General features: G+C 39.1%; 16 protein-coding genes. 3 read left to right on the top strand and 13 right to left on the bottom strand.

The features are described 5' to 3' along the window. Positions 1–390: 390 nt before the first annotated feature. Complete coding sequence (locus DK858_RS08730; protein ID WP_072063612.1) at positions 391–678, bottom strand: helix-turn-helix domain-containing protein; 288 nt, start codon at positions 676–678, stop codon at positions 391–393. A gap of 597 nt (positions 679–1,275) precedes the next feature. Here DK858_RS08730 and gss point away from each other — a divergent pair. Then, on the top strand, positions 1,276–3,153 hold the full coding sequence (gene gss, locus DK858_RS08725; protein WP_109397075.1) for a bifunctional glutathionylspermidine amidase/synthase: 1,878 nt from the start codon (positions 1,276–1,278) through the stop codon (positions 3,151–3,153). Positions 3,154–3,290: 137 nt separating this feature from the next. Here gss and dsdC read toward each other — a convergent pair whose 3' ends face one another. Then, positions 3,291–4,235, bottom strand: coding sequence for a DNA-binding transcriptional regulator DsdC (gene dsdC, locus DK858_RS08720; protein ID WP_109397074.1), 945 nt, complete (start codon positions 4,233–4,235; stop codon positions 3,291–3,293). 223 nt (positions 4,236–4,458) lie between these two features. Between dsdC and dsdX the strand changes: the two genes are divergently transcribed. Both dsdX and DK858_RS08710 read left to right on the top strand, forming a co-directional pair. After that, positions 4,459–5,796, top strand: coding sequence for a D-serine transporter DsdX (gene dsdX, locus DK858_RS08715; RefSeq protein ID WP_109397073.1), 1,338 nt, complete (start codon positions 4,459–4,461; stop codon positions 5,794–5,796). 12 nt (positions 5,797–5,808) lie between these two features. Beyond that, positions 5,809–7,137, top strand: a complete 1,329-nt coding sequence (locus DK858_RS08710) for a D-serine ammonia-lyase (RefSeq protein WP_109397072.1) — start codon at positions 5,809–5,811, stop codon at positions 7,135–7,137. 251 nt (positions 7,138–7,388) lie between these two features. Here DK858_RS08710 and fbpC read toward each other — a convergent pair whose 3' ends face one another. The 11 genes from fbpC to pcnB form a co-directional block, all read right to left on the bottom strand. Then, entirely contained in the window at positions 7,389–8,429 is a 1,041-nt protein-coding gene (gene fbpC, locus DK858_RS08705) for a ferric ABC transporter ATP-binding protein (protein ID WP_109397071.1), read from the bottom strand. Positions 8,430–8,444: 15 nt separating this feature from the next. After that, the gene (locus DK858_RS08700; RefSeq protein ID WP_109397070.1) at positions 8,445–10,523 is read right to left on the bottom strand and encodes an ABC transporter permease; all 2,079 of its coding nucleotides are present in this window, start codon (positions 10,521–10,523) and stop codon (positions 8,445–8,447) included. A 74-nt stretch (positions 10,524–10,597) separates the two neighbouring features. After that, complete coding sequence (locus DK858_RS08695) at positions 10,598–11,629, bottom strand: ABC transporter substrate-binding protein (RefSeq protein WP_069368510.1); 1,032 nt, start codon at positions 11,627–11,629, stop codon at positions 10,598–10,600. A gap of 2 nt (positions 11,630–11,631) precedes the next feature. Further along, a complete protein-coding gene (gene uhpC, locus DK858_RS08690; RefSeq protein ID WP_228407259.1) occupies positions 11,632–12,984 on the bottom strand; it encodes an MFS transporter family glucose-6-phosphate receptor UhpC in 1,353 nt (450 codons plus the stop codon). A 67-nt stretch (positions 12,985–13,051) separates the two neighbouring features. Beyond that, positions 13,052–14,608 carry an MASE1 domain-containing sensor histidine kinase gene (locus DK858_RS08685; RefSeq protein WP_109397068.1) on the bottom strand — a complete coding sequence of 519 codons (1,557 nt, stop codon included), beginning with the start codon at positions 14,606–14,608 and terminating at the stop codon, positions 13,052–13,054. A gap of 1 nt (position 14,609) precedes the next feature. Further along, positions 14,610–15,242 (bottom strand): response regulator transcription factor, encoded by a 633-nt coding sequence (locus tag DK858_RS08680; RefSeq protein WP_109397067.1) that lies wholly within the window; start codon positions 15,240–15,242, stop codon positions 14,610–14,612. Between the two features lie 228 nt (positions 15,243–15,470). Then, complete coding sequence (gene panD / locus DK858_RS08675) at positions 15,471–15,851, bottom strand: aspartate 1-decarboxylase (RefSeq protein ID WP_036932765.1); 381 nt, start codon at positions 15,849–15,851, stop codon at positions 15,471–15,473. 32 nt (positions 15,852–15,883) lie between these two features. Continuing rightward, a complete protein-coding gene (gene panC, locus DK858_RS08670; RefSeq protein WP_109397066.1) occupies positions 15,884–16,735 on the bottom strand; it encodes a pantoate--beta-alanine ligase in 852 nt (283 codons plus the stop codon). A gap of 43 nt (positions 16,736–16,778) precedes the next feature. Continuing rightward, on the bottom strand, positions 16,779–17,570 hold the full coding sequence (gene panB, locus DK858_RS08665; protein WP_109397065.1) for a 3-methyl-2-oxobutanoate hydroxymethyltransferase: 792 nt from the start codon (positions 17,568–17,570) through the stop codon (positions 16,779–16,781). A gap of 359 nt (positions 17,571–17,929) precedes the next feature. Continuing rightward, positions 17,930–18,424: a 2-amino-4-hydroxy-6-hydroxymethyldihydropteridine diphosphokinase gene (gene folK / locus DK858_RS08660; protein WP_109397064.1), complete on the bottom strand. Its 495-nt coding sequence runs from the start codon at positions 18,422–18,424 to the stop codon at positions 17,930–17,932. Then, complete coding sequence (gene pcnB, locus DK858_RS08655) at positions 18,417–19,970, bottom strand: polynucleotide adenylyltransferase PcnB (protein WP_369961646.1); 1,554 nt, start codon at positions 19,968–19,970, stop codon at positions 18,417–18,419. The genes folK and pcnB overlap by 8 nt, the downstream gene beginning before the upstream one ends. Positions 19,971–20,021 lie beyond the last annotated feature (51 nt).

The following is a 20,021-nucleotide window of genomic DNA, read 5'->3' as shown; positions in this document are numbered from 1 at the left end:
GCCAGCGTAAATCCGTCACACAGACGGTTGCGGTCTAAGAAGTGGGAAGCCTCGCCCGACAGGGCGGGGAGCAGTCACTAATCTAAAGATAGATGCTGGTTTATCGGCAAAACAGCAAAATACGATCCGTCAACAAGGGTTTGCTATTCGTCACGAGCCGGCAGAAGGTATACCTGGAGCACAGTCCATATCATGTCCTGTATTTAATAAAAAAGGGGAAATGGTGGTTGCTGCATTAACAATGGGCTTTATTGATCCAGAAAAACAAATAGCACTGGGTAACGCATTAAAAGCAAAAATGGCAAAATTGTCTCAATAACTTATGACACTTATAGGATGGAAATCTTATTTTTCGTTAAGAGACAAAAAAAGATTTCCATCCTAAGAATATTAAATTTGACTTTGAGCGCTCCAAAATTGTTTGGATTGTGTCAGTGCAACAGCAGAAACTTGCTCTTCATTTGGCGGTAGGAAAAATGCAGGCGTGACTTTTAGCTCTTGTGCAATATGAAAGAGCATATCAACATCAATCTTACATAGCCCATTCTCATAACGTGAAAATTGTTGCTGGCTAATACCGACTCGTTCAGCGACAACCTTTGCTGACAAGCGAAGTTGCTGGCGTTGTTTACGAATTTTATGCCCAATAATTTGAGAAATGGGATAAATCTTTGACATTAGTGACCTCATTCTTCCTATCAACCACCAATAATATCCAATAAATTGAATATCAAGTTTCCGTGATGGATCTCCAAAATATACAAGCTCTCCGGCTTGAAGGAATAAAATCCATACTATTCAGTTATCGGTTAATTGGTTGAATTATTTATACCCGTCACGTTATAAGATGATATTAATTTTCATTAAACTATTTTGATATCCTTCTTTTTTTTAGCAGGATAGTCGAGGTTTTTTTGTTAAACAGTGCTATATATTGCCTAAACGCCATTTTATCTGTTATTTACGCTCGCATTTATGATTAATAAAGAGTAAATAATGAGGCTATAACAAAAAATAAAGCCCTCTTTGACTGTGTTTATACTCGAAAATACCTTTTATGCATTTTTATAATGGGGTATTTTTGAGTTTTTTTTATCATCAAGATTTCTTTTCTTAAACGCGTGTTAATTTCAAATGGTTCTCTTCACTTTATTGAAATTTATAAAATTACATTCACATCTAATAGGCTACGGCGTTAAGATTGTTAACTATAATACTTAGGTAAGATTATAAGTGTTGTAGGGTCATTATCTATTTATCGTCAAGGTCGAGATTATGAATGTAAAAGATGTCATTCGTCATGAACCATTTGGAACATTGCTAGGCTATGCGCCCGGTGGTGTCGCGATTTACTCTTCAGATTACAGCAGTATTGATAAAGAAGACTATGCCGCTAATGATTCATTCCGTAGTTATATTGGTAATGAATATATGGGGCACAAGTGGCAGTGTGTTGAGTTTGCTCGCCGTTTTCTCTATTTACATTATGGGGCTGTGTTTACTGATGTGGGAATGGCTTATGAGATCTTCTCACTGCGTTTTTTACGTAAAACCATAGATGACGATATATTGCCATTACAAGCCTTTGCAAATGGTAGCAAACAACCTCCAGTTGTGGGGGCTTTGCTGATTTGGCAAGAAGGTGGTGAGTTTAAAGTAACAGGGCATGTTGCTGTTATTACTGAAGTGCTTGAAGATAAAGTTCGCATTGCAGAACAAAATGTTATCCACACTCGATTACCGGTAGGGCAACAGTGGACTAGGGAATTACCTCTTAAAGTGACGGAGAAGGGTTACTTTATTCAAGATACTTTTGACAATACAACACTATTAGGTTGGATGATCCAAACAGAGCCTAATGCTTATAGCCTTCCTCAACCTAAAATCATGCCTGAATTGTTAAATATTCATGCTGAAAAGCTTGATAATAGAGGTCAATTCGATGGCAAATGGTTAGATGAAAGCGTGCCACTAGAAAAAGCTTATGTTCTTGCACAGCATGGCCATATTATTAATCAAGATAGTTATGAATATTTCACTATTTCAGAAAGTGCAGAGCAGGAGCTTATTCGCGCAAGTAATGAAATGCATTTGATGTACTTGCATGCAACTGAAAAAGTGTTGAAAGATGATAAGTTACTGCGTTTATTCGATATCCCTGAAGTGCTGTGGCCTCGTATTCGCTTGTCATGGCAAAATAGACGCCATCAAATGATCACTGGGCGATTAGATTTTTGTATGGATGAGCGAGGAGTTAAAGTTTATGAATATAATGCAGACTCAGCCTCTTGTCATACAGAAGCGGGCTTAATTATCGAGAAATGGGCGCAGAAAGGTGGAATTAAAGAGGGCTTTAACCCTGGCGAACGCTTACTTGATGCATTAGCAGATGCTTGGAAACACTGTGATGCAAAACCTTTTGTACATATTCTTCAAGATGATGATAGTGAAGAAGATTATCACGCTCTCTTTATGCAACAATCACTGACCCAAGCCGGTTATCAAAGTAAAATTCTACGTGGATTAGATGAGCTTCATTGGAATAGCCGTGGTCAATTAATTGATGCAGATAAGCGAGTTGTTGAGTGTGTTTGGAAAACATGGGCTTGGGAAACTGCGTTAGACCAACTAAGAGAAGAGAGTGAGCAACAAGCGCTGATCCCTATTCGTACAGGGCATCCAGAGGGTGAAGTTCGCTTGGTTGATGTACTTTTACGTCCTGAAATTACCGTTTTTGAGCCTCTTTGGACACTTATTCCAAGTAATAAAGCGATTCTACCTATCTTATGGCAATTGTTCCCTGATAACCCTTATTTGTTAGATACTGATTTCACTGTAACTCCTCGTCTTGCACAGAGTGGTTATGCCGTTAAACCGATAGCGGGTCGTTGTGGTAATAACATTGGTTTGGTTGATCATAAAGAGAATGTGTTAGATGAAACTAATGGTCAATTTGATCACCAAGAAAATATTTACCAAGAGTTATGGTGTTTACCAAAAGTAGCAAATCGTTATATTCAAGTTTGTACTTTCACTGTGGGCGGGCATTATGGCGGTTGTTGTTTACGTTCAGACCCAACGCTAGTGATTAAAAAAGAGAGTGATATTGAACCTTTAATTGTGATTGAAGATAAACACTTTTTAGCTAAATAAGAGTATCGACGTTTAGAATTAAGAAACAATAAACCCACCTAATTGGTGGGTTTATTTTAAATAACAGTGGATTTTGAGGTGAATGATAAAAATATTCTTAGCCCTTGATGAATTATTATCCTTATTTTTCTCAAGAATTACATGCTTTCCTTGATTTGTTTTTTTAGCCACTGAATGAATAGCTGCACTTTAGCATTACTCTTTTCATTTCGAGTGACGAGGTAATAACGCTGAGCACAAAAAAGTTCACAATTATCAAAAGGTATAATTAATTCTTTATTAGCGAGTTGTTTTTGCACTAAACGCTTTCTTCCCATTGCCACACCTGAGTGGTTAATTGCAGCAATAACCGCGAGATCAGAGCGATCAAAACAGATATTGCTACGATTAGGAAAAAGTGAAAGCCCCATATATTCACTCCAAGCTCGCCACTCGTCGAAATCAGAGTTATTACTCCAAGCTTGTCTATCATGTAGCAAAGTACAATTAGAAAGATGATGAGTATTGCCAATAAGTTCATGTTTTTTAGCATATTCAGGGCTACAGACAGGAATAATAGATTCTGAAATTAGATCTTCACAATAAAGGTTTTGCAGTTGCTTATCATCAAAATAGATTGCGAGATCAACACCATAACCTCGAAAGTTAATATCATCATTTCCTGTAAAGAGATTTAATTCAATAGATGGATAACGCTCAGTAAAATCGGAAATAAGAGGAACTAACCAACATTGTGCAATCGAAGGTCGAGAATAAACGGTTAGAACACCTGAGATTTCTTGGTTATGAATATCTAAAATTTCTTGGTTAATATCTTCAAGCGTTTTTTTAAGCGCCCAATAAATTCGTTCACCTTCTTCTGTTAACTCTATTCGGCGATGAAAGCGGTTAAATAGCTTAATACTCAACTCTTCTTCTAATGTATTAATACGGTGGCTAATAGCGCTGGGAGTTAATGACAATTCTTCTGCCGCTAAAGCGAATGAAAGATGGCGACCTGTTGCTTCAAAAGTGTGAAGTCTTGCTAATTGATAACTGGATAATCGTTTATTTCTTAAAATCACGCTAGAAGATTCAAACATTCTTTTATTCTCATTTTTTTATTGATAGTAACGCAAGTTAACAATCAAGGTAATGTTAAGATGAAATACCCTGCCACTTCTCATCACAATGTGATTATTTGTGATTAGAATCACTTATTTGAGTTAGCTGGATTCATCTTAGTGTAAATTTTCATCATTTGTAAGTACCGAATGATTAATATTCAATATGATTAACAATAAATAAAATATTTGGGATGGAGATATGGATTCAACGTTATGGGTGTTGGGTACTCTTATAATTAGTATCTTGCTTATTGTTTTTACTATAATAAAACTTAAGTTTCATCCGTTTTTAGCCTTACTATTGGCAAGCTTCTTTGTGGGCACAGCAATGAAGATGAACCCTTTAGAAATGGTAAATGCGATTGAAAACGGTATTGGCGGTACGTTAGGATTTTTAGCGGCAATTATCGGTTTAGGAACCATTCTTGGTAAGATGATGGAAATATCAGGTGCCGCAGAGCGCATTGGTATTACATTACAAAAATGCCGTTGGTTATCTCCAGACGTTATTATGGTATTGGTTGGTCTTATTTGTGGTATTACACTTTTTGTTGAAGTGGGTGTGGTATTACTGATCCCTCTTGCTTTCTCAATTGCGAAAAAAACAAATACTTCATTATTAAAATTAGCTATTCCATTATGTACAGCATTAATGGCTGTTCACTGTATTGTTCCTCCTCATCCTGCTGCACTCTTCGTGACTAATGAATTAGGGGCAGATATGGGAACTGTTATTGTTGCGGGCCTTGCTGTTGGTTTAGTCGCATCTTTAGTGGGGGGGCCTTTATTCTTAAAAATGTTAGGCGAGCGCCTACCATTTAAAACTGTACCTGAAGAATTTTCTGATATGGAAATTCGTGAAGAAAAAGATTTGCCTTCGTTAGGATCTACACTATTTACGATTTTATTACCTATTGTTCTGATGCTGATAAAAACAGCGGCAGAATTAAATATGACTAAAGGCACATCTGTTTATACTGCATTACAGTTTATTGGTAACCCAATTACTGCGATGTTTATTGCTGCCTTTGTTGCTTATTATGTGTTAGGTATTCGCCGTAATATGGGCATGAATACGTTATTGAAGAAAACAGAAGATAGCTTTAGTTCTATTGCCAACATCTTATTAATTATTGGTGCGGGCGGTGCTTTTAATGGCATTTTAAAAGGCAGTGGTTTAAGTGAATCTTTAGCGTTAATTCTTTCTAACTTAGATATGCATCCTATTTTATTGGCTTGGCTAGTTGCCATTATCCTTCATGCTGCAGTAGGTTCTGCAACTGTTGCAATGATGGGCGCGACTGCAATTGTTGCTCCATTGATGCCTTTATACCCAGAGATTAGCCCTGAAATTATTACATTAGCAATTGGTTCAGGTGCTATTGGTTGTACCATCGTCACAGACTCACTGTTTTGGTTAGTAAAACAGTATTGTAATGCAACTTTAAGTGAAACTTTTCGTTTTTACAGTGTCGCGACCTTTATTGCCTCCTTTGTCGCATTAGGCGGTACATTTATGCTTTCTTTTGTCATATAAAAGAGAACGACTATGAGCCATATAGATATAAATAAATTAATAAGTGATTTTCCACTAGTTCGTGACTTAGTGGACTTAAAAGAAGTGGTTTGGTTTAACCCAAAAGTAACCACCACTGACCAGGGACTTCCATATGTTGGTTTAACGCAAGATGACGTCATTGATGCACAAGCACGACTACAACGTTTTGCACCTTATTTAGTTAAAGCATTTCCAGAAACAGCGGTTACTCAGGGGATTATTGAATCAGAAGTGATTGATATTCCTAAAATGAAAGTTGCTCTTGAAAAGCGCTATAACACTTCCATTAGTGGTCAATTGCGTTTGAAAAAGGATAGCCATCTCCCTATTTCAGGTTCAATTAAAGCGCGTGGTGGGATTTATGAAGTACTGACTCATGCTGAGAAATTAGCAATCAACGCGGGATTATTAAATACAGATGATAATTATGAAAAATTATTTTCTGACAAATTCCGCGAATTCTTTAGCCAATATAGTATCGCGGTAGGCTCAACAGGCAATTTGGGTATGTCTATTGGGATAATGAGTGCGAAATTAGGTTTTAGCGTGAGTGTTCATATGTCTGCTGATGCACGTCAGTGGAAGAAAGATAAATTACGTTCTCATGGTGTTAATGTTGTTGAATATGAACAAGATTACAGTATTGCGGTAGAAGAAGGTCGTAAAGAAGCAGAGAAAGATCCTAACTGTTTCTTTATCGATGATGAAAATTCAAAAACATTATTCTTGGGTTATGCGGTAGCAGGATTACGTCTAAAACGCCAATTTGAAGAACAAGGTGTTCGTGTTGATAGTGAACATCCGCTATTTGTTTATCTGCCTTGTGGTGTTGGTGGTGGGCCTGGTGGTGTTGCTTTTGGGTTAAAACTGGCATTTGGTGATGCAGTGCACTGTTTATTTGCAGAACCAACGCATTCACCTTGTATGTTATTGGGAGTTTATACCCAATTACATGAAGGCATTTCTGTACAAGAGATTGGTATTGATAACATAACTGCTGCTGATGGTCTTGCTGTGGGGCGTGCATCAGGTTTTGTTGGTCGAGCAATGGAGCGCTTAATTGATGGTTATTACACTATTGATGATCAAGAGCTTTATGACTTACTCAGTGTATTAAATAAAGAAGAAGGCATTCAGTTAGAACCGTCGGCTTTAGCTGGAATGACGGGTGCTGTACATGTCACTCATGCTAAAGATTATCTGCAAGATTTATCACTAGACAGTCAAAAAATGCAAAATGCTACGCATTTAGTATGGGCGACGGGTGGTGGTATGGTTCCTACGGATGAAATGCAAAAATATCTCGCTAAAGGGAAATAGCGTGTAGAACAGGCGGTTATCAGTTTTTTTCTGATCGCTTCTTAAATAAAAAATAAAGGGAGTAGTGCCAGTATTTTGAACTGTTATCTAAAACAATAATAGCGTAGCAATGTATTACACCAAGTGTTACATCAAATATTCACACCAGGATGTCACACCAGGGGAAAATGTCGTAGTATTATTATAAAAAAGAGGCACCCATTGGGTGCCTCGCTTACTCTTCCTGTAAAATATCACTATTTGCAATAGTGTTACTCTAAAATAAACATACCATAAGGATGAATTTGCAGATAATAGCTATCGCCTACACTAGGTTGAAGCTGTGTGGCATTAACTTGTAATAACAAGGTTTGATTTTGCCATTCTACTGTTACTTCATATTGAGGTCCCATATAAGCGACATGGACGATTTTGCATTGCTGACAGGCATCGCCTTGTTGAGATAAAGTGATAGCTTCAGGTCTAACACCGACTCTAACTTCTGTTTTAGTCGTATGAAATGTATCTGGTTTGGGCAGGCGATATTGGAATATGTCAACATAATCAGTGCCCAATGTAGCTGGGAATAAGTTTGCATCTCCCATAAAGCTGGCCATAAATTCAGACGCGGGTTGGCGATAAAGATTTTGCGGTGAACCTAGTTGCATTATCTTCCCTTTATTCATTACTAAAACCATATCAGAAACCGCAAATGCTTCACTTTGGTCATGGGTTACGTAAAGAGACGTGATATTAAACTGTTGTTGTAATTCACGAATTTTCTCTCTCATGCTACGACGTAAGTTTGCATCAAGGTTACTAAGTGGTTCATCGAAAAGTAACACTTTAGGTTTTAAAATTAACGCACGAGCCAAGGCGACACGTTGCTGTTGTCCCCCTGATATTTGGTCAACAAAGCGATCTTCAAATCCAGCTAAATCTACCAGCTCTAACGCTTCAGAAACACGTTGTTTAATTTCAGCCTTAGGACGTCCTAGCATTTTTAAGCCATAGCCAATGTTTTCTCCCAAAGACATATGAGGGAAAAGGGCATAGGACTGAAACACCATACAGATATCGCGTTGTTGGATTGAGCGGTCGGTAACATCTTCACCATCAATAAAAATTTTACCTTCTGTCGGTTTTTCTAACCCTGCAACTAAACGTAATACGGTTGTTTTACCGCAACCTGAAGGCCCTAATAATGAAACCATTTTGCCTTGTGGAATAGATAAACTAAGATCTTCAATAACCGTGTTAGTGCCAAAACGCTTAATTACATTTTTCAGTTCAACGAAATGTTGTTGTGTCATGATTTATACTCCGTATTACTGTGCATTTTTGGCTTTAGAGCGTGAAACACGGGCTTCGCCAATCAAATAGTCAAATAAGAAAATAATTGCCAACATAACAACGATTAAAATCGAGCCGTAGGCAATTGCGACACCGTATTCACCATCTTCAACACGGTTTAAAATATACGCGGTGGCAACACGTGTATCGGGTGTAACAAGGAAGACGATAGCACTGACTGTGGTAATGGCACGCACAAAGCTATAAATCAGTGCAGACAAAATAGCTGGGCGCAATAACGGTAATAGCACATAGAAAATCGTTCTCATTGAGTTCGCTCTTAAACTTAGAGACGCTTCATCAAGAGATTTATCAATTTGCCCTAATCCCGCAATACCTGCACGTATTCCCACAGGCACGTTACGCATTGTCATAGAGATAATGACAATTGCCGCCGTTCCCGTTAAATAGAAAGGTGAGTCGTTAAACGCAAGAATATAAGAGACACCGGCAACCGTTCCCGGTACAGCAAAACAGAGCATTGTTGTGAACTCGATACTTTTCTTACCTTTAAAGTCTTGGCGCACCACGATATAGGCAATTAATAGTCCGAGGATCGCGGTAATCGGTGCCGCAATACCCGCATATAACAAGGTATCTAACAACGACGGCCATGCACCATCACTCATTCCTTGACCAAATAGCTTGATAAAGTTATCCAGAGTTAAGGTGTAATCAACTCCCCAGTTAACGGTGAAGCTACCATAGAAAATACTGCCATAGAGCAAGATATTAAAGATAACCCAAATAGCTAAAACTGTTGTCACAAATGCAATTAGTGATGATGGAAGAGGTTGAACATCGCCGCGATAAGATTTACCTGATACGGTGACGTAAGAGCGTTTACCAATCCACATATACTGCACACAGAACACTAATAATGAGAAAACTAATAGCGACGCACCTAATGTACTGGCTGATTGATAATCCAGTTGAGAGCCCGTGATATAGAAGTAAATTTGTGTAGCGATAACGTCAAAGTTACCCCCTAAAACCAACGGGTTACTAAAGTCAGCAAGAGATTGCACAATCACAATTAAGAATGCATTGGCTAATGCAGGCTTAAGTAATGGCATAAAAACATTAAAGAAGGTTTGATAGCGGTTAGCTCTTAGAGTGTAAGACGCTTCTTCTAATGAAGGATGAATGGTTTTAATGGCACCATCTAAAATCATAAATGACATAGGGGTAAAGGCAAGCACTTGCGCTAACCAAATTCCAGTAAATCCATATAGCCAGTTGGTATTTTCAAGTCCTGCGTAAGTGGCGAGAAACTCCGTCACATAACCTGAACGTCCCATCATTAATGTCACGCCTAAACCAACAACAAAAGGAGGCGTAACAATAGGTAAGATAGAAAATACACGGCCAATAATGGCTGAACGTACCGCAATACGAGAGGTATAAATTGCTAGAATTAAACCAAAGAAAGTACAACCTATTCCTACAGCAATAGAAAGTGCAATAGAGTTGAGCATCACTTGCACAATATGAGCTTGGCTTAAAATAGCGATAAACTCAAAAGGTGCAAAATTACCTGCACTATCTTTAAACATAGGAATAAAAATAGCGATACTCGGGAAGATGATAAAGGCACCAATTAGTGCAACAACGGTTATTAAAGAGCCGATAACAAAGCTATCACCACCTAGCCATTCAAGGCGTGTTAAGGCGGTTTTCATGATCATTCCCAGAGAAATAAACAGGATGATGGCAGAATAACCTAAGCCACGTCCTTCAAGCGTAGCGCTGACTATCGTAATAAAGGCGCAAAATAAGGCAAAACCTGCGTCAAAATAGTGACGAGAGCGATTTTCACGCTTAGGCGCAGTTAATGGACGAAATAGCAGTAAACTAGGTAATAAAAACCAGAGCCAACTGATATTGACGCTACTCCAGCCGTAAGAGGTGAGTAATTCATCTGCTGTTGAATCTAAAAGACCGTAATCAAGGCTCCATGATGGCAGTAAAGCAAATGCCATCCATGCAATTAGGATCCATAAAAATATGGGATCCCGCCTCTTTTTTTCAGATAAAGCGAGTGTGTGAGACATAAATCCCCCGAAAGTAAATGTATTTATTATTATGAGAAAAGGAGAGCGAGAGGTTATCTCGCTCTGTTAATAGGCTATTTACCCATTTTTACTTCGGTAACCCACTTATTAATCAGTTCTTTACGCACTTCACTATCGCCATATTTATCCATGTCGTAGTTAATGAGTTTTAAGTCAGATAATTTCAGTGCCATAGGTGAAGATTCAGCCGAGGTATTGGTTAGGATTTGGTAAGATTTACCTTCTTTCCAGCTAATTTCTTGAGCTTCTTTTGAGAGTGTCCAATCTACGAATAATTTTGCGTTATCCATATTACGGGCATTTTTAATGATACTGACACCACCGATTTCATAGCCTGTACCTTCACAAGGTGAAATCAATTCAAGTGGTGCACCATTTTCAACTTCTAATGAGTAATCATGTAGGAAACCAATACCAATGGCGGCTTCACCACGAGCGGCATTTCGTGCTGGAGCAATACCTGATTTGGTGTATTGAGAAATATTTGTATTGATTTTCTTCAGATAATCAAAGGCTTGTTCAGTTCCCCATAATTGATCAAAGGTTGCTAGTGCTGTGTAAGCGGTTCCTGAACTTTGCGGATCGGCAATTTGAATTTCACCTTTATATTCAGGCTTAATTAAATCTTTCCAACATGTTGGAATTGCGATGCCTTTTTCTTTTAAGCGATCTTTATTGACACCAAAACCTAAAATACCAACGTAGACCGCAGAAGAGTAGTTACCTTTGCGTTTAGCGGGATCACGAAATTGTGGCATGATTTGATCGAGATTAGGAGAGACATAAGGCTCTAGCAGATCCATTTCACCCGCTTGTGAGTGAGGATCCATAGTACCGCCATACCAAACGTCAGCTTGTGGATTACGTTTTTCTGCTTCGATTTTGGCTAAAGTACTTCCTGAACCATTACGAACGAAAGTTGTTTTAACATCATATTTTTCGGCAAAGGCTTTTGTTTCAGCTTCGCACATTGCATTTGTTGCACTACAGTAAACGACTAAACGACCAGCTGCATTTGTTGATAAGCTAACCGCAGAGAGAGCCAAACCAGCAGCAACAAGTGTAGAGAGGGTTTTCAATTTCATGTTCAGAACCTTTTAAATGTGTCGTCATCGGAAAATGAAAGTGGGCCAACTAAATGCTCTTGTTTGCTAACATCAGCAATTAACAACGGCATTAGTAAGAGTCCCATTAAGGCCGCAGCACTGGTTAATAATGCAAACATCCCAGTCCAACCATAATGCGCCATGACCTGACTTAATGGCCAACCTGCCATTGCTGCCCCTAAGTAGGCAAACAATCCCAAGTAGCCAGTTACCGTGCCTGCTGCGTTTTTATGACAATATTCTGTTGCAGCAAGCCCGATTAACATCTGTGGTCCGAACACAAAAAAACCGATACTAAAAAAACAGGCTGCGAGTAAAGCATAATGATGAATTGGAATTAACCAAAGTGCTGTTACTGCGGTAAAAAGCCCGAGTGAAAACAGCAATATCATGGGTGCTCGTTGACCACGGAATAATAAATCCGAGCCCCAGCCTGAACATAACGCCCCGAGTAAACCACCCACTTCAAACAAAGAGAGAATGGCATTAGCACTCAATAAGTTGGCGCCATGTGTTTCTGATAACCAGATATTTCCCCAATCGTTTATCGCCATACGTATGAGATAAACCAAAATATAGGAAAAACCCAGTAACCAAATCATTCGGTTAAATAAAATGCTCTCTTTCAAAATAGTTAGCATGGGTTTAGGGGGAGATGCCTGCTCTTGACGTAATTCAAAAACATCGCGCCGCCACACACCCACAGTAGGCAGTCCTTCCTCTGCGGGGGTACCTTTTAATCGTACACACAACCACAGCCCGATGATAATGCCGATAATACCGGGAACAAGCAGTGCGACTTGCCAACTATAATGCGTTGCTAACCACGCTGTTAAAATGGGAAGACTCATCCCGCCAAGGTTGATTGAGATATTCCATAACCCCCACCAGAAACCGCGTTCATTACGCGAATACCAGTGTGTTAACAACCTTGCACAAGGAGGCCATCCAAAGCCTTGAAAGAAACCATTTAGTGCCCAGACCAAAAGCAGTGCAGGGAACGAGAGACAATAGGCAAAAATAATATTCATAATGCCAGTCATCACTAATCCCATACCCATAAACCAGCGGTATCCCCATTTGTCATGAAAAATACCGGAAACAAATTTAGATAAACCGTAAGTGAGATAAAAAAGGCTGGCTATCCAACCGATATCCCCTTTATCTAAATTTAACTCCACCTGCATAACGGGCATCACAAAGTTGACGCTTTTACGTGTGAGATAGAAAGTGGCATAACCGATAATCATCGACAGCATTAAATTTTTGCGCCAAAAGTTATAGGTCTTATTAATTGATGCCGAATTTTTACCTGACATAACATCCTCTTTGATGTTGCAAATGTAAAAAAAATGTCGAGAAAAAGAATGAGATAAGGTTGTAGATGACTAAGACTTATTCTTAGTTTTCATTGTTTTCTTTTGAATTTGTGGGTAAGTTAACAATTATTTTCGTACCGTGATGATTTATCACTTCCCATTCTCCGCCTAAAGCGCGAATGCGTTCTTCAATGCCACGTAATCCAAAACCGCTACTTTGTTGTGTTGATAATGATGTGGGGAGCATACCAATACCATTATCACTAATGATCAGCCGTAGACGGTTTTTGTTTTGGGTTAATGAAACGTCAATATAGGTTGCATTAGCATGTTTACTAATATTGTTTAACAGCTCTTGTACTAAACGATAGAGGGTAAAAATAATGGTTTCGTTTTCAGGCTCTTTATCTAATGAGTAATTAAAATTACAAGTAATACCGTTGTCATCAAAAGCAAATTCATTGATTAAATGATGAAGGGCTTTCTCAAGCGACATTTCCTCTAAAACAGGAGGGCGTAATTGTCGGAGTAGTTGACGTGTAGATTGATGAATTTGTAGTGCAAGCCGTTCGATTTGCTCTCCGGTTTGACGTGTTTTGTCGTTATCTGCGGTTCTTTTGATTAGCATTGATTGAATTTGGATCGCTGTAATATTTTGTCCAATTTCATCATGTAATTCGCGAGCAATGGCTTTTTTAACATCTTCTTCGGTATGAACCAGTTTTTCCATTAGTTCACGACGGGCTTGTAATTCTTGTTCTAGACGTAAACGATAATGACGTAAATTATGAGCAAGTTGCTGTTGGCGACTAATCGCAATCCCTAAACCAATACCGATAATAGCTTGTGTGGTTAAGAACATTTCTAACTCACGCAAATCATTAAATGCGCCATTAACTTGGCGAGCAAAAGTAATAATTAAACTGCCTAATAGTGCGGATAATACGCCACCTTGCCAACCATAACGATAAGCCATAAAGACATTAGGAATAAAAACAAGGATAACTAATAAACGTTCTATTTCGGGTGTTAAGAAAAACTGAGCACTTAATCCGATAAGACAAAATAGAAATCCCCACATTAGCAAGGAGGTTCTTAGCGGAGGATCGGGAGTACCATCAGAAACTAAGGCGCGACTTTGTAATTCACGAAGATATTCATAAAGTAAAAAGACAAAAGGTGCGAGTAATATGCCTCCGGTTACAGATGTGAGGAAAATCCCGCTGGTGGTATTAATAAAGAAACTGAGAATAAAGGCTTGTAGCAGGCTATTAAAGCCTACAGCACCAATTAATAGGGTTAAGCGTTGCCAGTAAAGAGGGTATCGCCACCAAATACGCTGAACTTCTAGCGCAACAACAAGGCTGAGTATTGGTGAGAGATAAATGATGGCGTGGGTAATTAATTGCTCTTGTGCTAACCAGTAATAAAGCCCCCATTCTGCAAATAACATCGGTAGCCAAAAACGGCGCCAGAGTAAAATGATTAGGGCTAATCGGAGACCTTGAGGTAAGAAAAGAGCCGCTTGTTGTCCATTTTTACTTAAATAGAAGCCAATCACCCAAAGTGATAGCCAAAGTAAAGAATAGGTGAGTAATAAAAAGAGGGATTGAAGAAGAAAACGCAGTCCCCTTTTCATGTTACAGCGATCCTGTGATCAACTGATTTTTTAAGGCGAAATGAACTAAATCGATGGTCGTTTCACAGCTTAATTTGCCTAGTACATTAGCGCGATGAACGTGTACGGTTTTATGGCTAAGATTAAGTTGCACAGCGATTGTTTTGACGTTCACACCTTGAACTAAAAGATTAAAAATCTCTCTTTCTCGGGGGGTTAAAGCATGGAGTGCATCTTCTTTTTCGGGTGTTTGTCGCAATGCTTTCATCGCATCAGAACAAAGATAACAGCCACCTTGATGTACAGCGCGCACGGCTTGCACTAATTCTTCAGGGCCACAACGTTTGGTTAAATAACCGCGAGCGCCTGAATCAAGTGCGCTTTGAACAAAGGCAGGGGTATCGTAAATACTTAAAATGATCGTGCGAAAATCAGGACGTTTTTGTTTTAAACGACTTTGTAGTTGTAGACCACTTTCGCCGGGCATTGAGAGATCCATCACGGCAACATCAATATCGTCATGTGCTAAATAAGGCCATGCTTCTTGCCCATTAGAATATTCACCCACGATGTGAATATCGGGTTCTAGCATTAGGAGTTGTGCAAAACCAGAACGCACAACAATGTGATCATCTACTAAAGCAACTTTTATCATAATTTTTTATTAGTCAGGGAGTAGTCAGACAATACTTATATGATTTATAACAAGCTACAGAAAGATAAGCGAGGAAAAATGGAGAAGAAACTCGGTTTTAAACCTTATATCTCGTTTCTATCAAGGTGAATCGTGACAAGCAAATAATAATGGATTATTTATTGTTCTTGTGAATTATTCCCATAAGCAGGGCGCTTCTGCCTATGGGAAGATGCAATATTTTATTGATTAAGCAACTTGAACTGGTACGGCTTTGGCTATGCGCTTCATTTCATTGTTGTCTTCAAAATAGGCGATATTGGGTTTATGGCTACGCGCATCACTATCAGGAATTTGGACATAAGAGCAAATAATTAAGCGATCGCCAACCGCAGCTTTACGTGCAGCCGCACCATTAACTGAAATAATTCGTGAACCTCTTTCCGCACAAATGGCGTAAGTTGAAAAGCGTTCTCCATTATCTACGTTATAAATATCGATCGCTTCATTTTCAAGAATGCCTGCCGCATCCATAAAATCCTGATCAATCGCGCAAGAGCCTTCATAATGAAGATCTGCTTGTGTGACTTTTACGCGATGAAGTTTGCCTTGTAACATAGTGCGTAGCATAGTTGTGTTTCCTATTTTTCTAATAATGAAGATTAAACAAGGTTAACTTGTTGGTTATCAATAAGACGAGTGTTACCCAGCCATGCAGCCATTAAAATCACAGCTCGACGACTCTCTTCATTTAATGGTGTGAGTGTATCTGCGTCACAAATAAAGCATTCATCTGCACGAAAACCTTTTTGTTCTAAAGTGTTTTTTGCATTTTGCAGTAGATGATTAACATCATGATCCCCCGACTTTAATTGTTCTGCGATTTCTTGCATTGCTTGGTAAAGTGCAGGAGCTTGCTGTTTTTCATTATCAGATAATAGACGATTGCGCGAACTGAGTGCTAAACCATTTTTGTCACGTACGATAGCAACAGGAACGATGCTGATATCCATACATAAATCGTTTACCATTTTTTGGATAATTTGCAGTTGTTGGAAGTCTTTTTCACCAAACATCGCGACATCAGGTTGTACAAGATTAAAAAGTTTACTGACAACTGTTGTGACGCCACGGAAATGACCTGGACGACTTGCACCTTCTAATACTGTAGACAATACAGGCACATCAACAGTGGTTTGGTTTTCCATTCCGTGTGGATACATCTCTTTCGCTGAAGGTGCAAAGATAATATCGACATGTTTATCACGCAGTAACTCGCAATCTTCTTGTAAAGTACGAGGGTAGTTTGCTAAATCTGCTTCTCTATCAAACTGAAGTGGATTAACAAAGATAGACGTTATCACGACATCCGCGTGAATACGGGCTTCTTCAATGAGTTTCAGATGACCTTCATGAAGATTACCCATAGTTGGAACCAATGCAATGCGTTTACCTTCTTGTTTTAATCGCTTGATTTCTCTGCGTAAGATAAGCGTAGTTTCAATAATTAGCATGGCGTGACTCCTTTAAACGATGTTTATAAATTAAGATAATAAATCAGTTAAATGTATGTTGTTCTTGTGGAAATAGGCCTTGCTCTACTTGCTGAACATACAGGCTAACGGCGCCTTGCAAAGAGCCTGCTTCTTGCAAGAAGTTTTTAGAGAATTTTGGAGGCTGTGGCGTTAATCCTAATAAATCATGCATAACGAGAATTTGGCCATCAGTAACATTTCCCGCACCAATGCCAATAACCGGCATGGTCAATACATCTGTAATTGCCTTAGCTAGAGTAACGGGAACACATTCTAAAACAGCCAGTTGGGCACCTGCACTTTCAAGTGACATGGCATCTTGTTTTAATTGTTCTGCGGCTGCTAGTTCTCTGCCTTGAACTTTATAACCACCAAACACATTCACGGATTGTGGTGTTAATCCTAAATGAATACAGACCGGAACAGCACGTTCGGTGAGCATTTTTACTGTCGGTATTAACCAGCTACCCCCTTCAATCTTTACCATATTAGCCCCTGCTTGCATTAAAATGCCGGCATTAAGGCAAGCTTGTTCAGGTGTTGAATAAGACATAAAGGGCATATCTGCAATTAAGAAGGCATTAGGCGCACCGGCTCTTACGCATCGGGTGTGATAGGCAATTTGCTCAACAGTAACGGGTAAGGTGCTGTTATGACCTTGTAGTGTCATTCCTAAGGAATCACCAATCAACATGGCTTGAATACCTTCTTGTGCAAAAAGGCGAGCAAAACTTGCATCATAAGCAGTGAGTGTGGCAAATTTTTTCTTTTCTTGCTTATAGCGGTTCAGCGTTGAAAGCGTAGTGGGTTTCATTGTAAAAAACTCCATCAGTGTTGTTTTTGGTGTGTAGATAAAATTAATTACTTCACATAATTATTTGTTTATTAAAGAAAATATTAGATTATCAAAATAAAGCCGCTTTCGATTGTAGCATCTAAGGGCTAAAAACGAAGAAAAAGTAGTTAAATGAGTAATAAAAAATAACAAATGATAATTTTTGTTTATATTTATCAGTTTGTTATATGTAAAAAATAAATACAAAAGAGTTTAAAAATTGAGAAGGAGAGTTAAGTTTGAAAAATCGAGGGAAAGCTAAAGAGAAGAGATAGGCTGATACTGTGTCTATTTTTTACAGTATCAACCTTTAGCATTAAGAACGTATTAGTGTGAAATTACCACTTTTCCATGCCATTTTTAGGCACTAACGCCAATCTATCTGCTAATAACTCACCATCAGGAAAACGAAGGTCAGGGGCTAATTCTGCTAAAGGATAAAGCATAAATTCACGCACTTTAAGCCCGTAATGAGGTACGGTTAATCGCTCGGTTTGGATCACGTCATTACCAAATAACATAATATCAAGATCAAGCGTTCTTGGTCCCCAACGATTGCCTTCTTTTCTAACGCGACCTTGTGCTAATTCAATAGCCTGCGTGTTATTAAGTAGCTCTTCTGGTGCTAATGTTGTATCAACCGCAACCGCGACATTAAGATAATCAGGCTGATCTTGTGGTCCCATCGGGCGAGTACGATACCAAGATGATTGTGCAATTAATGTTGTTTGTGGGATCTCACTAATTGCTTTAATCGCTGAATTCACCTGGTTTTCAGGTGAATTCAAATTACTTCCCAAAATGATATAAACACGTTTTTTTTGTTTATTCATTGGTACTCTCTTGTCTGGATGCTGGTTTTGCACTTGGATGACGAGGGCGTTTACGTGGACGTGGACGTCTGCGAACCGGCGCTTGACCTAATTCAGACACCATTGAGCGCTGTTGTGTATTGTTAGACTCTTGGAAATCAGCCCACCAACTTGCTAACGCTTCAAGCTCTGGATTGCGTTGTACGTTGGCTCGTAATTCCAGTAAATCGAACGCTGCACGGAATTTAGGGTGCTCAAGTAATTTATTTGCACGACGGCCTTGGCGTTTAGGTAAACGTTGCTGTAATTGCCAGATATCACGCATGGTTGTGGTAATGCGTTTTGGGATCGCAATAGTACGGCATTGCTCATCTAAAATATCGTTCATTGCCATAGAGAAAGAGTCATAGTAAGAAAGACCACTTTCTTGGACTAATTTTTCGGCATGTTCAATTAATGGATACCACAGCATTGCCGCAAATAAGAACGCCGGATTGACTCGCATCTCTTTATTGATGCGGTAGTCTGTATTTTTGAGAATTTGATCTATCATTCTCTCCATTGGCGTATCATGTTGCTCTGTCATTTTAGACGCAATTAGCGGAAACAGTGGTTCAAGTAATTGATGACGGCACATTAACTTGTAAGTTTTGTAGCCTTGCCCTGTTTGTAATAATTTTAGCGACTCTTCAAAAAGACGAGCCGATGGAATATTACGTAATAAAGGAGCTAATCGGCTAATAGGCTCTGCAGTTTCTGGCGCAATTTGCATATCCAATTTACTAGCAAAGCGAATTGCTCTAAGCATTCTGACAGGGTCTTCGCGATAACGCGTTTCAGGATCGCCTATTAAACGAATAATACCTGCTTTCAGATCCGCTAAACCGCCAACGTAATCACGTACAGCAAAATCATCAACGCCGTAATAGAGACTGTTTAATGTAAAGTCACGGCGAATGGCATCTTCTTCAATTGAACCAAAAATATTGTCACGCAGTAACATGCCACTTTGTGCTTGCTGGGATTGGTTGTTGTCTGAAACTTCATGATCTTCATGAGAACCACGGAAAGTCGCAACTTCAATCACTTCAGGGCCAAACATAATATGAGCAAGACGAAAACGACGACCGACTAAACGGCTGTTACGGAATAATCGACGTACATCTTCAGGTGTTGCATTAGTGGCAATATCAAAATCTTTTGGTTTTTTTCCCAGTAATAAGTCACGGACACCACCTCCCACTAAATAAGCCTGAAAACCAGAGTTATTTAGTCGATAAAGCACTTTTAATGCATTATCACTGATGTCTTTACGTGAAATTGGGTGTTGATCTCTTGGGATCACAGTCATTGGCAAATCACTCCCGTTCGCCTTTTCTTTATTACTCTTTTTCTTACGGGGACGGTCTGCGGATATAGCAGGACGCCGACGCACAGGTTTCTGTGTTTCTTGTATTGGTCGGTCAGATGCAGTGACTGGCCTTTCACTTGCTACCGGTTGTGTGTCTGATGACGGTGTTTGTCGCCCTAGCAGATTACGGCAGAAATGTGCTACTCGATTAAAAATATGACACCTCGAATAATAAATTCTAATAATTAAAAAATTAAGCGGCTAATC

Origin of the sequence: Proteus faecis, from assembly GCF_003144395.1 — a bacterium.
Lineage (GTDB): Bacteria > Pseudomonadota > Gammaproteobacteria > Enterobacterales > Enterobacteriaceae > Proteus > Proteus faecis.
Note: the sequence above shows the minus strand (reverse complement) of the source record. Positions and strands in the feature narration are given on the sequence as shown.

Excerpts from the sequence above, each read along its gene's own strand:
- dsdC (WP_109397074.1), bottom strand. The coding sequence starts at position 4,235 with ATGTTTGAATCTTCTAGCGTGATTTTAAGAAATAAACGATTATCCAGT.
- DK858_RS08710 (WP_109397072.1), top strand. The coding sequence starts at position 5,809 with ATGAGCCATATAGATATAAATAAATTAATAAGTGATTTTCCACTAGTT.
- folK (WP_109397064.1), bottom strand. The coding sequence starts at position 18,424 with ATGAATAAACAAAAAAAACGTGTTTATATCATTTTGGGAAGTAATTTG.
- panC (WP_109397066.1), bottom strand. The coding sequence starts at position 16,735 with ATGCTAATTATTGAAACTACGCTTATCTTACGCAGAGAAATCAAGCGA.
- dsdX (WP_109397073.1), top strand. The coding sequence starts at position 4,459 with ATGGATTCAACGTTATGGGTGTTGGGTACTCTTATAATTAGTATCTTG.
- DK858_RS08700 (WP_109397070.1), bottom strand. The coding sequence starts at position 10,523 with ATGTCTCACACACTCGCTTTATCTGAAAAAAAGAGGCGGGATCCCATA.
- fbpC (WP_109397071.1), bottom strand. The coding sequence starts at position 8,429 with ATGACACAACAACATTTCGTTGAACTGAAAAATGTAATTAAGCGTTTT.
- gss (WP_109397075.1), top strand. The coding sequence starts at position 1,276 with ATGAATGTAAAAGATGTCATTCGTCATGAACCATTTGGAACATTGCTA.
- panD (WP_036932765.1), bottom strand. The coding sequence starts at position 15,851 with ATGCTACGCACTATGTTACAAGGCAAACTTCATCGCGTAAAAGTCACA.
- DK858_RS08695 (WP_069368510.1), bottom strand. The coding sequence starts at position 11,629 with ATGAAATTGAAAACCCTCTCTACACTTGTTGCTGCTGGTTTGGCTCTC.
- DK858_RS08730 (WP_072063612.1), bottom strand. The coding sequence starts at position 678 with ATGTCAAAGATTTATCCCATTTCTCAAATTATTGGGCATAAAATTCGT.
- panB (WP_109397065.1), bottom strand. The coding sequence starts at position 17,570 with ATGAAACCCACTACGCTTTCAACGCTGAACCGCTATAAGCAAGAAAAG.
- DK858_RS08680 (WP_109397067.1), bottom strand. The coding sequence starts at position 15,242 with ATGATAAAAGTTGCTTTAGTAGATGATCACATTGTTGTGCGTTCTGGT.
- DK858_RS08685 (WP_109397068.1), bottom strand. The coding sequence starts at position 14,608 with ATGAAAAGGGGACTGCGTTTTCTTCTTCAATCCCTCTTTTTATTACTC.